This is a genomic window from Ruegeria sp. CDSB113, from assembly GCF_059611045.1.
Genome location: NZ_JBXWOU010000015.1, coordinates 107,085 through 120,452 on the forward strand (window position 1 = coordinate 107,085; position 13,368 = coordinate 120,452).

The 13,368-nt window shown below is 53.4% G+C and carries 10 protein-coding genes; 8 read left to right on the top strand and 2 right to left on the bottom strand.

Annotated elements, in window-relative coordinates:
- The first annotated feature begins 526 nt into the window (after window positions 1–526).
- The 6 genes from AC2FIS_RS20480 (at window position 527) to AC2FIS_RS20505 (ending at window position 9,024) form a co-directional block, all read left to right on the top strand.
- Window positions 527–1,576, top strand: a complete 1,050-nt coding sequence (locus tag AC2FIS_RS20480; protein WP_199528512.1) for a sugar ABC transporter substrate-binding protein — start codon at window positions 527–529, stop codon at window positions 1,574–1,576.
- A 167-nt stretch (window positions 1,577–1,743) separates the two neighbouring features.
- On the top strand, window positions 1,744–3,276 hold the full coding sequence (locus tag AC2FIS_RS20485; protein WP_113789752.1) for a sugar ABC transporter ATP-binding protein: 1,533 nt from the start codon (window positions 1,744–1,746) through the stop codon (window positions 3,274–3,276).
- A gap of 12 nt (window positions 3,277–3,288) precedes the next feature.
- Window positions 3,289–4,452 (top strand): sugar ABC transporter permease, encoded by a 1,164-nt coding sequence (locus tag AC2FIS_RS20490; RefSeq protein ID WP_496775153.1) that lies wholly within the window; start codon window positions 3,289–3,291, stop codon window positions 4,450–4,452.
- 169 nt (window positions 4,453–4,621) lie between these two features.
- The gene (locus tag AC2FIS_RS20495; RefSeq protein ID WP_496775154.1) at window positions 4,622–5,599 is read left to right on the top strand and encodes a substrate-binding domain-containing protein; all 978 of its coding nucleotides are present in this window, start codon (window positions 4,622–4,624) and stop codon (window positions 5,597–5,599) included.
- Window positions 5,600–5,659: 60 nt separating this feature from the next.
- Complete coding sequence (locus AC2FIS_RS20500) at window positions 5,660–6,643, top strand: carbohydrate kinase family protein (protein WP_496775155.1); 984 nt, start codon at window positions 5,660–5,662, stop codon at window positions 6,641–6,643.
- 32 nt (window positions 6,644–6,675) lie between these two features.
- Window positions 6,676–9,024: a glycoside hydrolase family 65 protein gene (locus AC2FIS_RS20505; protein WP_496775156.1), complete on the top strand. Its 2,349-nt coding sequence runs from the start codon at window positions 6,676–6,678 to the stop codon at window positions 9,022–9,024.
- 53 nt (window positions 9,025–9,077) lie between these two features.
- Here the strand turns inward: AC2FIS_RS20505 and AC2FIS_RS20510 are convergent, their stop codons facing one another.
- A complete protein-coding gene (locus AC2FIS_RS20510) occupies window positions 9,078–10,163 on the bottom strand; it encodes a sugar-binding domain-containing protein (protein ID WP_496775157.1) in 1,086 nt (361 codons plus the stop codon).
- A 174-nt stretch (window positions 10,164–10,337) separates the two neighbouring features.
- Between AC2FIS_RS20510 and AC2FIS_RS20515 the strand changes: the two genes are divergently transcribed.
- Entirely contained in the window at window positions 10,338–11,036 is a 699-nt protein-coding gene (locus AC2FIS_RS20515) for an HAD family hydrolase (protein ID WP_496775158.1), read from the top strand.
- A 292-nt stretch (window positions 11,037–11,328) separates the two neighbouring features.
- Here the strand turns inward: AC2FIS_RS20515 and AC2FIS_RS20520 are convergent, their stop codons facing one another.
- Window positions 11,329–12,258 (bottom strand): NAD(P)-dependent oxidoreductase, encoded by a 930-nt coding sequence (locus AC2FIS_RS20520; RefSeq protein ID WP_496775159.1) that lies wholly within the window; start codon window positions 12,256–12,258, stop codon window positions 11,329–11,331.
- A 99-nt stretch (window positions 12,259–12,357) separates the two neighbouring features.
- Here AC2FIS_RS20520 and AC2FIS_RS20525 point away from each other — a divergent pair, with 99 nt between their 5' ends.
- Entirely contained in the window at window positions 12,358–13,203 is an 846-nt protein-coding gene (locus tag AC2FIS_RS20525) for a LysR family transcriptional regulator (RefSeq protein ID WP_496775160.1), read from the top strand.
- The last annotated feature ends 165 nt before the right edge of the window (window positions 13,204–13,368 follow it).

Below are 13,368 nucleotides of genomic sequence, written 5' to 3' on the forward strand. Positions count from 1 at the left end.
CGGACTTTCGCTGCAACCGCAAAAAAGCATTCGCAGTCTCGGTTAGCGGCCATTCAACAGTGCTTGCCATGAATTGACTTTTGGTGCAAAGGAAGCTTTCGCTTGGATCTATGTTAGCTGCTTGGGCGCTCTAATACGGAAAACGCGAGACGTTTGCCCCCGACATTCTCAGCAGGATGTACGATTGCCGATTTCGAGGTTTTGAAAACCATTTCGCGATCAAGACTCAGTTCGGGCGTCACTTATTCAAGAGTTTTCAATGGCTTTTATCAATAAGTCGGAAGTCATTAAGGTGTTGTTTAATATACATAGTATCTTCAGGTACGGAGAATTCAATGGCGCTCTGAATAAGTATTCTTACTAAATATACAAATTCCGAGCTCATTTTACGGTGCTATGTTAGCGTTATCGCTTTGAGATTGACGCTTGATCCCACCGGTTAACCGGCATCCAGCACAATTTGCGAAGCAGTTCGTGCTGTCGACCCAAGCGGTCCGGCAGCCAAGGAACATACACTGGAGGAATTATGTCCCTATTGCAGACCATTACCCGTAGAGCTGCCCTGCTTTCTGTTGCCGCCGTCGCATTGACCGCGGGAACCGCAAATGCGGGCGATGTAAAAATTGGGTTCCTGCTGAAAACCATGCAGGAAGAACGCTACAAGCGTGACCGCGCTGCATTTACTGCGAAAGCAGAGGAGTTGGGCGCTGAAGTCATCTTTGATTCAGCAAACAATGATGAACTGACCCAGCTGGCGAAATTCGAAAACATGCTTGCCAAGGGTGCAGAGGTTATTGTGTTGCAGCCTGTGAATACTGGTACTGCCGGAAGCATGGTTAGCATGGCCAACAGCGAGGGCGTCCGCGTCGTTGGGTATGACTCAATGCTGGTGGACGGGCCGTTGGATGCGATGGTTATGCAGGACAGCTGGGCTGTCGGTCGCCTGCAGGGCGAAGCCATGGTTGAATGGCTCACCGACAAGAACGGAGAGGTATCCGGAAAGATCGCTCTAATTCAAGGCCAGCCTGGCGACTCCAACGCTATTGCCATGAGCAGCGGCGTTCTGGAAATCGTTGAGGCCAATCCAGGATTGGAACTGGTGACCAACCAGGCACACGAAGGGTGGTCGTCGGAAAAGGCCATGGCAACTGCTGAAAACACGCTGACCTCAAACAGCAACGGCATTGATGCCTTTATCGCCAACAACAGTGGCATGGCCCGAGGTGTTATCGCGGCGCTGGAAGCACAGGGTCTGGCGTCATCAGATAAGGTGTTTGTCGCTGGTTCTGACGCCGATCTGGCCAATATCCAATACGTTGCGCAAGGCAAGCAGGCGGTTGAAATCTGGAAGCAGATCGATCCGCTGGCCGAAACTGCGGCAGAAGTGGCCGTGGCATTGGCAAAGAACCCGGACACGGCACCGGCTGACTTGGTTGAAGTCGACAAGGTCATCAACAACGGCTTTGCGGATGTGCCGACGATCGTGACCCCGATCACGCTTGTGACACAGGGCAACATTGATGACACCATCATCGCTGGCGGCTTCTATTCCAAGGAAGAAGTCTACGGGAACTGATCACCGGGTCTGTTTCCTGAAGGAGGGCGTTTCGCCATTTAGCTCCCAATGCGTGTACTCCCCGCGCGCGGTTTCATGGTGCCCTCCTTCCTTAGATACCTCGGTCAAAGTTGCCGCGCAGGGTGGGGATTGTCTGAAACACCTTTCTGAATGTGATGGGAAAAAACATGTCTGAAGTCGTCCTGAAAATGCAGGGTATCATCAAGGATTTTCCCGGTGTTCGCGCCCTGAACAATGTCAACTTCGAAGCCCGCTCTGGCGAACTTCTGGCGTTAATGGGGGAAAACGGAGCGGGCAAATCCACGTTGATGAAAGTGCTCAGTGGGGTTTGGCCCTATCCAACCTACGAAGGCGATATCTATTTGCGGGGCGAGAGGGTTCGCTTTGCCAACACTAAGGAAGCCGAGGCCGCCGGAATTGGCATCATCTATCAGGAACTCAATCTGATCCCCGGCTTATCCGTTGCGGAAAACATATTTCTTGATCGGCAGTTCACCGATGCCAAGGGCCGGATCAATTGGAACCAGACCTTTGCGGAAACACAGAAGCTGCTGACCGAGTTGGGTATCAATGACATTCGACCGACGGATTTGGTGCAGAACATCACCGTGGGCAAGCAGCAAATGGTCGAGATCGCCAAGGCTCTGTCCCTAAAGGCGGAAATCCTTGTGCTGGATGAACCGACCTCTGCCCTTACGGACAAGGAAGTCAAAGATCTTTTCCGCATCATCCGCAAGCTGAAGGCAGATGGTGTCTGCATGTGCTACATCTCGCACAAAATGGAAGAGATTGAGCAGATTGCCGACCGGATTGCAGTTCTGCGTGATGGTCAAACCATCGGTGAAGTTACTCCGATCGCAGATATCACTCTTGATCAAATCATTGCCCGAATGGTTGGCCGCGATATCAAAGACATGTTCCCCAAGGTCGATTTCACCCCAGGTGAAGTGACCCTGGAAGTTAACGATCTGTCTGTCACGAACCCCGATATGCCGGGGAGTTATTTGGTTAAGAATGCCAGCTTTGTTGCCCGCAAGGGTGAAATTCTGGGTATCTCGGGGCTGATGGGCGCGGGTCGAACCGAATTGGTTGGTGGCGTGTTCGGCGCCTACCCGGACCAGACCACGGGCGAGGTTAAGCTGAACGGGCAGAAGCTGGAGATCAAATCGCCGAAAGACGCGATTGAAGCCGGCATTGCCTTGCTGACCGAAGATCGCAAGGCACTGGGTCTGTTTCTGGACAAGTCCATTTCGTTCAACACGACGATTTCGTCGCTTGAGACGATCAGCTCGAAAGTTCTGGGCATCATCAACACCCAGCAAGAGCGCAAAGTCGTTAAGGAATACGTCGATCAGCTCGGTGTGAAAACGCCGTCAATTGACACGGTTATCGGCACGCTCAGCGGGGGTAACCAACAAAAGGTCATTCTGGGTAAATGGCTGAATTCCAAGCCGGATGTTTTTATTCTGGATGAACCCACGCGCGGGATCGATATCGGCGCCAAGGTCGAGATTTACAAGTTGCTGAACGAGTTGGTCCAGCAAGGTGTCACCGTCATCATGATTTCATCAGAACTGCCCGAGGTATTGGGCATGTGCGATCGGATTCTGGTGATGTGCGAAGGCGAAATTGTGTCGAACTTTGAACGGGACGACGCAAAGAAAGAAGCAATCATGGCGTATGCCACCGGCAGCGCATAAGGGAGGAAGCAAATGAGTGCTGACAGCAACGTTGCAGGTATTGGCGTCAACGGCGCCAAGGAAAACCACCTGATAAACTTCATCAAGGACAACGCGACGCTGATTGCGCTGATCGTGCTTGTCGTAGGGCTTAGCTTTGCCGACGATGCGTTCTTTACCGCGCGCAACCTCAGCAACCTGTCCCGACAGGTGACCATCATCGGGATCATCGCCGTAGGTATGACCATGGTCATCCTTATTGCCGGTATAGACCTTTCCGTGGGCTCTGTCGTCGGCTTATCGGCTGTGGTGTGTACACTGATGATGCAATACGGAGTGCCAACAGTACTGGCGGTTCCGGCTACCCTTTTGGTCGTTGGCGTTGGTATCGGCGCGTGGAACGGGTTCTGGATAGCCAAGTTCAACATACCACCCTTCATCATAACCCTTGGCATGCTGACCATCGCACGTGGTTTGGCACTGACCTTGACCAACGGCAGTTCTGTACCGGTAACGAGTGACGTGTTTCCGCTAATTGGTGGTGCTTACATCCCACCGATGATGTCCAGTATCGTGCTGATCGTGTGTGCTGCGCTCGCTGTCTATTCGATCTTCCGGGACGTTCAGCAAAGCAGGGCACATGGCGTCGAAGTCAACATGCAAGAGTTGTTGGTCAATGGTGCCGTTATGATCGGAGGCTTTGCTTTGGCCTTCCACGTGTTCACCAGCTACAAAGGTATTCCTGTTCCCGTTGCGATCTTTGCAGTCATAGCGTTTGCCGGGATCTACACACTCAATAGCACCCGCTTTGGCCGCCGCCTCTACGCACTTGGCGGAAACGAAGATGCGGCACGCTTGTCCGGTATCAATGTCGTTCGCACCAAGATGATCGTTTACACAGTCATCTCGGTACTGTCGGCACTGGCCGGGATTATCCTTGCCTCGCGTTTGAATGGCGCTTCCCCCAACCTGGGTACCATGTTCGAACTGGACGCGATTGCCGCAGTTGTCATTGGCGGCACAAGTCTGGCGGGTGGCTCGGGCAGGGTGAGCGGAACCATCATCGGTGCCTTGCTGATCGGCGTTCTGAACAACGGCATGAGCCTGCTGGGAGTGGTGACGTTCTATCAGCTGATCATCAAAGGCCTGATCATCATCCTCGCCGTGTGGTTCGATGTGATGCAGAAAAAGAAATGAGGTGGACCAGCCCCCGGTTAGCGTACCGGGGGCACCGCCAAAATCCCCGAAATCCTGTATGACAATTGGGAGGTGAGCGATGGTACCGTCCATTATAGCAACCTTACGCACAAATGGCCTCAGAGCGTTGGGCTTGGCCGGCCTTCTATCGGCATCTTTGCCTACGATTGTGACAGCGCAAGACGACGTTACAATCGGATTCCTGCTCAAGACCATGCAGGAAGATAGATATCAGACTGACAAATCTTTGTTCACTGCACGTGCGGAATCCCAAGGGGCAAACGTGATATTCGACAGCAGCGGCAATGATCCATTGCGCCAGTTGCAGCAGGTCGAGGAAATGCTGGATCTCGGAGTGGACGTCTTGGTTCTGCAACCCGTCAACACCGCGACTGCCGGAGCCCTTGTTGATTTGGCCCATGATAAGGGCGTCAAGGTTGTCGGATATGACTCGATGCTTCAGGGCGGTCCACTTGATGTCATGGTTATGCAGGACAGCTGGGCTGTGGGGCAGTTGCAGGCCGAGGCCATGGTTGCCTGGTTGAATGATACACATGGTGGGGTGGCAGGTCGCATCGCCCTGATCCGAGGTCAACCCGGCGACGCCAATGCTGAAGCACTGAGTAGCGGCGTGCTTAAGGTCATTGCGGATTATCCGGGGATAGAACTTGTCGCTGATCGCAGCCACGTTGACTGGTCTTCAGACATGGCGCGAGACACTACCGAAAATCTACTGGTCGAATATGACAACGATATCGATGCCTTTATCGCCAATAACAGCGGGCTTGCATTCGGTGTTCTGGCGGCATTGTCAGACGAGGATCTGGCATCAACGGATCAGGTTTTTGTCGCCGGATCAGATGCTGACTTGAGAAATGTCAGGCTGGTCGCCACCGACGTACAAGCGCTGGAGATCTGGAAACAGATAAAACCGTTGGCTTATCGGGCGGCCGATATCGCCGTCAATATCGCGCAATCACCGGACGCGGAAATCACTGACCTGATTGGTGAACATACACTGATAGACAACGGCTTCGCGGAAATCCCGACGGTAATTACCCCCGTCCTTGCAGTAACGAAAGACACGATCGATGCCACCGTAATCGAAGGTGGGTTCTATACCAGCGAGCAAATCTATCAGAACTGAAGCTGCTATAGTGGCGTTGGCGTCAGTCGGAAAAGCAGAGCAAACATGTAAGGGACCGAAATGTCGGACAAGATCAATGTCGCAGTACTTGGCCCGATCCCAAGGGACAAGATCACCAGCTACCAAGGTGAGAAATTCGAAAAGTTTGGCTGCGCGGTTTACACGGCGGTCTGCATGTCCTCACTGGCTGGTCAGGGATCAAAAATAAATGTGGTCAGCCACGTACGGGAAACAGACGTCGAAAATATCCGGGGCATACTGTCCGAATTTCGCCATCTGGATGTCAGCCATATTACTGGCGATGCGGATCAGGGTGCAGTGATTGATCTGGTCTATGTCGACCAGAACCGGCGCAACGAGAAGCAAACGGGTTTCATGAATCCAATCTTGCCAGAAGATATTGAAGACCTGATGGATTGCGATGCCTTCGTTTTCGTTCCGATAACCGACTTTGAAGTGCCGCTGGAGACAATCCGTTACATCAAGACTAACAGCGATGGTCTGGTTGTGTTTGATGCGCATGGCCCCACCAGCGGCTGCTCGGCGCATGGCGAACGGTATCACAAATTCTGGATCGACCGAGATCGGTGGCTTCCACATATCGATCTGCTGAAGATGAACCTGGAAGAAGCTCAATGCAGTTGGTTCAAGGGTGAATACGGTTCAGATGAACTGCAAGACATAAGCGAACTAACGATGGACCAGCTGCCCAAGTTTGCGCGGCACTGCCTGGATCTTGGTGTCAAAGCGCTCTACGTCACGCTGGATCAGCATGGGTGCGCCGTCTACCACAAAGACGAAACCGGCCGGATGCGTGAGCACTTGGTCAAACGCGTGCTTGTCGAGGATGTAGTCGACACCACCGGCTGTGGCGATAGCTTTGCTGGCGGCTTGGCCTTTGGCTACCTCAAGACCCGCGATTTCGTCAAAGCCTGCCAGTTCGGCAACTGTGCAGGGGCGCAGCGCTGCTCGAGCAGCGAGTTGAACGTCTACGGATCATTGGAAGAAACCGAACGTCAGATTGCCGAAACCTACGGCGACTGAACTTTTCGAAACATCACCGAATGGAGCCTGACATGCAGACAATGCTGAGCAGTAGCGATTGGCTGATCGAAGAAACGCAATTCAGTTTAGACGATGCGAACTTCAAGGAGACCATTTTCACGGTCGGCAACGGTTATCAGGGCACACGCGGATCGCTGGAAGAGGGCCATAAAGGAGAGCTGTCTGGCACCTATCTGGCAGGTGTATACGATCACCATGACTCGACTGTGATCGATCAGGTCAATGTTCCAACCTGGTTGCCACTTCGGGTTCGCGTGGAAGGTGAGGCTCTGGATGTCCAAACGTGCAAAGTTGTCGAACATAAGCGCATATTGGATCTACAGACCGGTTTTTTGCATCGCGATACCGTTTTTGAAGACAGTACGGGCCGTCGCACTCGCATCAACAGCATCCGGTTTGCCAGTTTTGCCGATCAGCACATCTGCGGCATTCGCCTGATCGTCACGCCAGTGAACCATTCGTCCGAGATCACCGTCGAAAGCGCGCTTGATGCTCATCGATACAACCTGGACCGCCTGCCAGCATATCAGGGAAACCCTGTCTTCCATCCCGAGGTCAAATGGGAGAAGTGGGCCAAAAGCCGACACCTGAAGGTCACTCAGTCACGTGCAAGCAGCGATGCATCCTATATCGAAGCTCAGACTCTGGACACCGGCGTTACGATTGGCATGGCGTCTACCTTGGATAGTCCTTCCTTCAGCGAGTTCAAAGGCGCAAACCGTGATTATGAGCAGGTTTCGCAAGCCGTTTCAGTTGATGCGCTCAACGGACAATGTCTGACCTTCGAGAAGCTGGTGTCAATTTACACGTCACGAGACCTGAACGGTGCAGAAGTGGCGGCAAAGTGCGAAGCGTCGCTGGAGACAGCACAAGCCAAGGGGTTCTCAACCTGTTTGAGCGAAAGCACAGCAGCTTGGCGAGCGAAATGGGACGCTTGTGATTGCGTGGTGACGGGTGATCTTGAAGCGACGCGAGCAATGCGTTTCAATATCTATCATCTGCTGATTGCCGCCAACGAAAACGACCCACGCGCGAACATCGGCGCCAAGTCCATGTCTGGCGAAGGGTATAAAGGTCACGTCTTCTGGGACACCGAAATTTTCCTGCTACCGTTTTACATCTTCACACAGCCGGAGACGGCCAAAGCGCTTCTGAAATACCGTTACAACACTTTGAAGGGCGCGATTGAAAATGCCCGAATGAACGGATTCGAGGGCGCCCAATACGCTTGGGAATCCGCTGATACCGGGGTGGAGACAACGCCAAAATGGACGGCGGACGGTGCGAACCGGATTTGGACCGGAGAAGAAGAGATCCACGTCACCGCTTGTGTCGCTTATGGGATCCTCAGCTACGTTGCGGCGACGGGTGATCACGAATTCCTTCGTGATTTCGGGGCAGAAGTTTTGTATCAGACCAGCCGGTTCTGGATCAGTCGGCTGGAATGGAACGAAAACAAGGATCGGTATGAGCTGACCAACGTAATCGGGCCGGACGAGTTTCATGAACATGTCGACAACAACACGTTCACCAACCGAATGGCGAAGTGGCATCTTGAGCAATCGGCACGTGTTTTCAGAGTACTCAGTGAAAGTTCGTCTGAGGTTCGTGACGAATTGCGGGTTCGGTTGGATTTGACTGAAAAAGAAGTGGATCAGTGGCTGGAAACGGCCGAAAAGATCTATGTTCCATTTGATCCGTCCCGCAATCTGATCGAACAGTTTGAGGGTTATTTCCAGCTCAAGGATATTCCCATCACCGAATGGGACAAAAACCGTATGCCCGTCTATCCCGAAGGGCATGACCACTTCTCACTGAACGGTTCAATGCTGCTCAAGCAACCAGACGTGATCATGTTGAGCTATCTCTTACCTGACGAATTTTCAGACGAAGTCAAAGCGGCGAATTACGCGTTTTACGAAAAACGTACGATGCACAAATCGTCTCTCAGCCCGGCCATTCATTCAATCATGGGGATCGAAGTCGGCGACATATCTTCTGCCCATCGCTATTTTGATCGCTCGGCCTTTGTCGATCTGATCAACAATCAAGGCAACACGCAGGACGGGATGCATATCGCATCGGCCGGCGGCACCTGGCAGTCGCTTGTGTGTGGATTTGGCGGGTTCCGGGTCAAGCATGGGAAAATGACGTTCAAACCCTGGCTGCCCGAAGCATGGACTGCCATCCGGTTTAACCTGAAGTGGCAGGGGAATGACGTCGAGGTTACGATTTCTCATGACGAATGTCGCTTTCGGTTCATTGCCCCATCCGGCAGTCGAGAAGAGATCGAAGTAATGGGACGCTCTGCTACTTTGGTCGCCGGAGAGGACGTTGTCTTCGCGCCGCAGCCAGCGTAACGATTGCCGTTTTGAGTCAGGCGGTAGTAGCCGACCAAGCCGAGGTGATGCGGTCAGTCCGTAAGTGCTTCAGCAACTCGATTGTGCAACTGTTCCGCGGCGGCATGATCAATGAGCAATTCGTTTACAAGACCTCTGGAGATTAGTTCAAACACCGTATCACCACGTTCTTTTTGAATTGCTACGACGACAACGCCGCTTTGATTGGGATCGTCAAAAGCCCGATCTGCTATTGCCTTTACGTGCTCTGTTTTGATCCCGGTCCAAAGCCCGTTCAATTCGTCAATCAGGTCCATTTTGATTTGGGATATACCCGTTCTGGGAATCAAAATGCCACCAAGGTCACCCACAACCAGTTGCCTGAGGTCATCAGCCCTCAAACCGCCTGCCTGAACCAATTCTTCGAAACTACCCAGAACCGGGGTGCTTGAAGACCCTACGCTGGAGATCAGCATGTCCATTTTGTCAATCAAAGCGTCAGGTCCTGAAAACACGCGGTGAAATCCCGGCGTGTCAGAGATGTACTGCCAAATGGAGCGGCGCATGGTCTCGTCATAGTGGCGGGGAATATATGCCGGGAAGCCGGTCAGCTGGGGGCTTTCCTCCTGCTTTTCGTTAAACAGCTCATCAAACGTTCCGGCAAGCCGGCTGGCAGAGTATCCGTGCTGCGCCAACGACACCAATTCGGCGCAAACCGCCGCGAATTCTGTCTTGCGCGATTTTTCTATGGGCTGCCTTGAGGCGGCGATCCCCTCCGCCAAAGACTTGATTGTCCGTCCCCAAGCAACGCCGATGACGTCTGATTTTTCGATCAGTTCTGTTAATCGCCCAGAGGCGGTTCGTCCAAATCTGGTACGGCGCTGCGCCAGAGCCGCTTCGGTGTTCCCCGGTCCACTTTCGAAGACGCCAAGCCGGGGTGACTTGAGACTGTTCCTGATGCAATATTCTTTCAGGTCCGAATTCAGCCCAGAAGGAGCCAGTAATTCGTCCATCTGGCGGATCCATTCATCCGAGAATTGCTCTTTGACGAAGCGCTGTTCGATGACGAGGTAGTTTTGCCGCTCAGCATGTTTCAGCAATCGCGACACATGCGGTTGAGACAGGCCACCAAGAACGACGCCGATCTCCACCTGTGACATGTTGTGCGTTGCACGCATATAAGCAGCGCACTGGGAACGTTCTTCGAAGGGTAGTTTCTTTACGTCAATCATTTGACCCAACATTGTCCGGTAAGTCGATCCTGGCGGTATGAATAACTATGCCAGATAAACATTCACATGCCAGTCAATTGAAGAAAAATCCTGACATGCTACGTGTTTCTGACACTCGCTCGAACCAGGAGATTCAGCATGCCAACCAAAGGACTAATCTTCGACCTCGATGGTGTTTTGGTCGACACCGTGCCGGCGCATTTTGCGGCCTGGAAACGCATGTTTGAAGAACACGGGTATGAGTTTGGCAAGCCTGAATATCGACGCCTTGTCGACGGTCGCCCCCGCTACGACGGAGCTCGTGCGGTCATGACACGGCATTCGGAAAATGAAGTCAGAACCGCCGCCGACAAAAAAAATGACTACTATGTTGAAATGATCGAGCGAGGAGAGTTCCGGGTTTTCGATGCAGCGGTTCAACTTGTCAGGCAATGCCAGTCCGAGGGTTACGGGCTGGCCGCTGCTTCCAGCAGCGCCAACGTTCGATCCGTTCTTGAAAAAGCCGGGCTGTTGGATGCCTTCCCGGTTGTAATCGGAGGCGACGATGTCGAAAATGGGAAACCCAACCCGGATATTTTCCTCGCCGCAGCCAGCGGACTTGGTCTGACGGTGGACGAATGTGTTGTGATTGAGGATTCTACGTCCGGGGTCGAAGCGGCGAAGAATGGTGGCTTCTATTGTGTTGGTCTTCTTCACGAAGAACACGAAAGTGAATTAACTGCCGCAGATTATGTCATTTCTTCTCTGGCTGAGATTGACATTGAGCGGATAGATGATTCGAGGTCCGAGGTGCATGGTTGATTGATGTTTGGCCAAATTGAATTGGATTTCTTTGAGGCAGAATGAAAATTTGCTCTAAGCGTTAGTACCGCATTTCCGATCTCTTGCAGTCGCGGCAAAGGTCCGGTTTGGCAGTGCTGCACTGCAGCTCAGTGACGCTTTCTCGACGACCGCAATGGGCCGGGTCTTCACATCATCAACGCGTTGCTGACCTACACTCGCTTATCATCCGATGAAATTAATGTGATCCCCTTGCCCGGTTTTGCTAGTCGATTGCGGTAGCCATGTCGTTGACGTGGCTTCGCGTTTCTTTCTAGGCCACGGCGTCGTGGGGCACTTCCCACGGAGCGACCCAATCGCCTTCGATCTGCAGCGTGACGCCAGCATCTTCCTCGATCAGCTTGCAGACGGTCATCTCGCCAGCATCCACGCCATAGCGTTCACCCGCTTCCTTGAACCGGTCGTGGCAAGCATCGGTCAGCTCGGAGCGAGTGCCGGTGGCGTCCATCAGCTCCTTGATCAGCGCCAGATCCTTCAAGCAGAGTTTCAACGGGAAGGACGGATCATAATGGCCTGCAAAGATCGACGGCACATCGTGCTGCATGACAAAGCTGTCGGCCGCGCCACCTTTCATCACGTCCCACCAGACATCGGGGTCGATCCCGGCCAGCTTGGCGGTCACCATGGCTTCACCAATGGCAGTGGCATGGATCTTCCAAAGCTGGTTGTTGACCAACTTGGCGACGTAGCCGTTGCCATATTGACCGACCTTTCGGACTTCGCCCATGGCTTCAATCACCGGGCGGGCCTCTTCGACATGAGCGTCTTCACCGCCGACGAACATGGGCATGTCACCACGAATGGCCGCGTCCACAGAACCGGTCACCGGCGCATCCACGGGCTTGCCGCCCTTGGCGACGAAATCCTTAGTCAATTCGCGCATGAAACCGGGCGACGAGGTGGTCAGATCGACCCAGATCTTGCCGGCGCAGTCCCCGTGGATCAGGCCGTTCTCGCCTTTCAGAACCGCCTCGCAATGCGGAGGGCCAAAGACCATTGAAACGACGCAGTCAACCTGATCGATCATAGCCTTCGGACTATCGGCCCAAGTTGCACCCATGGCTATGTGGGGCTCGGCCGCCTCACGACGCAGATCAAAAACATAGGTTTCAAAACCCGCGCGGATGATGTTCTTGGCCGCGTTACCGCCCATGGTTCCAAGACCGATGAAGCCGACTTTCATGATAGAATCCTTCCTTATGTCGGTAGCTTTCTACGGGTGCGATGTATCATCAGTAAAACAATTTTGACCAATCAATGATATTGGAATATCCAATACTTCATGTATGACATCGATACGAAACTTCTGCGGTCTTTTCTCTCAGTTGCCACTGAACGCAGCTTTTCCAAGGCGGCCAGTCGCTTGGGATACTCGCAGGCGACCATGTCGCAACGCATTCGTCAGCTCGAAGGGCTGTTGGGCGTTACATTGTTTGAACGCGGCTATCACAGTGTTGTCCTCACCCCCGGCGGCACCGAGTTGTTGCCCCATGCCCAGCGAGTGGTAGACGAGCACGACAACTTCCTGAACCGGGTTCGCAAAGGGCAGGTGTCAGGCAATGTGCGACTGGGGATTGCCGAGGACTATGTTTTACCGATGTTGGCCAATCTTCTGAAGCGCGTACAGCAAATTTATCCCGGCATCGAGTTGAGCATTGTTACTGGGCTCAGTCGAAACCTGTGCCAGCAGGTTGAAGCCCGCAATCTGGATCTGGCAGTGGTGACACTACCAGAGACCAAGCCCGGGGCGCATGTGCTGGCCGAACCTGAGTTGAAATGGGTAGCCGCCCCCGGCTTCCGACCTGGAGAGGGAACGCCCTGGCCTATTGCCTTCTTTCCTGAGGGCTGTGCGTTCCGCGCCGCAGCCAAGAAATGTCTTGCTGAGCAAGGCATAGCGTTCCGTGAAGTTTTGGTTAGCCCCAGCGGGCAGGTTATTCAGAGCGCCGCCGCCGCCGAAACCGCTATCACCGTCATGGCATTGGGGACCATTCCCGTCGAGCTGCGCCCGCTTTCCAAGAGTTACCGGCTCCCTAACTTGCCAAGGACTTGCATTCAAATTGTAGAACGCGATAAGGGTCTGTCCAGCGCAGCCCTTCAAATCAAGGAACTGGTGATAAGCGCTTTCTGACTTGCCATTCTAACAATCAGTGCTGGCCCTGACGGTGACGTCGCCATGACCCTAAGCTGCGCTGTGCTGCGACGCTTGACGATCCGACGAAAGGCATCTGTGGGTGGCTCCTGCATTGCAAGAACTTTTTGGTGATGTTTGCGGGTATTTTGTCAGTACCTTCGT